At 35.7% G+C, this 1,987-nt stretch carries 3 protein-coding genes; 1 reads left to right on the forward strand and 2 read right to left on the reverse strand.

Translation table 11 applies throughout. From position 1 onward, the window contains the following. Positions 1-159: 159 nt before the first annotated feature. Together BFU02S_RS16915 and BFU02S_RS15700 are read right to left on the reverse strand one after the other, a co-directional pair. Entirely contained in the window at positions 160-306 is a 147-nt protein-coding gene (locus BFU02S_RS16915; protein ID WP_157075970.1) for a hypothetical protein, read from the reverse strand. Between the two features lie 531 nt (positions 307-837). After that, entirely contained in the window at positions 838-1,323 is a 486-nt protein-coding gene (locus BFU02S_RS15700; RefSeq protein ID WP_084361165.1) for a DUF1259 domain-containing protein, read from the reverse strand. A gap of 280 nt (positions 1,324-1,603) precedes the next feature. On the opposite strand from BFU02S_RS15700, the gene BFU02S_RS15705 reads away from it, so the two are divergent. Further along, on the forward strand, positions 1,604-1,939 hold the full coding sequence (locus BFU02S_RS15705) for a YmaF family protein (RefSeq protein ID WP_066372708.1): 336 nt from the start codon (positions 1,604-1,606) through the stop codon (positions 1,937-1,939). Positions 1,940-1,987 lie beyond the last annotated feature (48 nt).

Consider the following 1,987-nt stretch of genomic DNA (forward strand, 5'->3'; position numbering starts at 1 on the left):
AATAAATATGCATAATAAATAATGGTGTTTAGTTCCAACTACGTATTTGTTTGTTTGAGTTCATTAAAATGCATGTTTTTTTGAAGAAAAGATATGCAAAACAGGCCTTCCCGATTTATGGGATTGCATATAAATTCAATGCTACTTCATTTTATCCAGTTAATCGACGGTCTCAATATATTCGTTATTTACTTCCTTAACAATTAGTTTTCGCTGGGTAATTTCATGGTTATCGGCCAGGTAAATCATCTCTAATGGCATATTTTCTTCAATGGAGCGGATTAACAGACGATCTATCCAAAGCACCACCTTTTTCTTAAAATTAAATTATTATTATCAATATTATATACAAACATTAGTTCTTTATGCGATGATGAACTTTTGTTTTATTAAATTCTTGGATTTTCTTCCATGGAAAAATTGCCACCCGCTCATTCGATTTTATATGTAAAAACTCCTGAATAATTCCCAAATGGATGTCCTTATGAGTTGGCGGGACAATACAACTACTTTATTAGAGGGTGAGGGGATTGACCAAAATTACAAAGATAATGCCATTTATGATTTCCGAACATATCACAAATGGCATAGTTATGAGAACAGCCTAACTTCTCTTGCTGCTTGAATACTGTTTCAAGCAAACTCGAAAGGTTCTCCTGTATTTTCCCAGTGCATATACATTGACTTTTGACGGGATTAGACCAATATCATAGGACAGGTCTCATTTTATTTTTTTAGCTGAAGGTGAAAGATAACCAAGTCTATTTATAATGATTTGGAATTTTTGTTAGTTCCATAAGGCCATTTGTGATTTCTAAATTTATTACAAATGGATTATTAGAATAACATAGCTTCCCTGGCTGCTTCGATACTATTAATTGCAAACTCAAACGGATCTCCAACGTTTTCCCAATGCATATACATTAATCGTGGCTCCTCGAACAACCAATGGTTATGCAATGCTGTTATCGTAATACCTCTTTTGCGTAAAGCTGATAGAAATGGATTAATTTCTCTTTGGAGGATTACAGTTTCCCCAAGGTTAAGAGTCTTACCACCGATATTATTTTCGAAGGAAAGAGCAAATGGAAGTGCAAGTGGGGAACGTGTGCTGCGACCTAAAATAGTTGCGTTAATATTTCGGAGACGTTGAACAACACAGATCGGTGTCGCTGTAATAACCATGCCTCCAATAATATCGGCAAGTTGTTGGCAAGAGGAAGCATTAATACTAGTCATAGTATTACGGGTAACATTTGTGTTGCGTCTTCTATTACTCATTGAACTTGACTCAATTTCATCATCAAAGTCTCTTCGGCTCATTTATAACCATCTCCTAATCCTTATTCTCACTCAGTTTATTCAATAATCTTTAACAGGACTAGTCATAATACTGAGGACAAGTACCCTTTTAATTTATGATTGTTCAAGAGGAAGCCGTAACACCAGTGATTAAAACCTCCTTAAAAAGCTATTCATATTTAAAACATAATCTCATTTTTTACTAAATATCATTTGTAGTGAAACCATACCTAAAGAAAGGAGAAGCTGGAACTAGTCCTAAAAATTAGCATTTACATTATTTCAGAAGGGGTGAGTCTAAATGGTAGTGGGAAAGGATGATTTCGTTAAAGGGTTTGTACCGCACCATACTCATGGCTCTATTGATTATACTTCGGTAGATGCGGGGCATGCTCATCAGTGCTTGGATGTTACTTCTCCCCCAATACAGACCGAAGATGGTAACCATATTCATTACACTGAAGGATATGTACTCTTCGAAAACGGCCATACCCATCATTATAAGGCCTATTCAGGACCTGCTATTCCAGTGGGGAATGGAATGCATGTCCATTATTATGATTTTTACACAAGTGAAGACGACGGACATCGACACCATATAAAGGGAGTAGATCAGCCAGCCCCAGGAGATAAATAGGTTAATAAATGAGACCGTTGATTAACTAGGTAAAATGAAATAGCATTT

Origin of the sequence: Neobacillus fumarioli NBRC 102428 (genome assembly GCF_001591485.1) — a bacterium.
GTDB lineage: Bacteria > Bacillota > Bacilli > Bacillales > Cytobacillaceae > Neobacillus > Neobacillus fumarioli.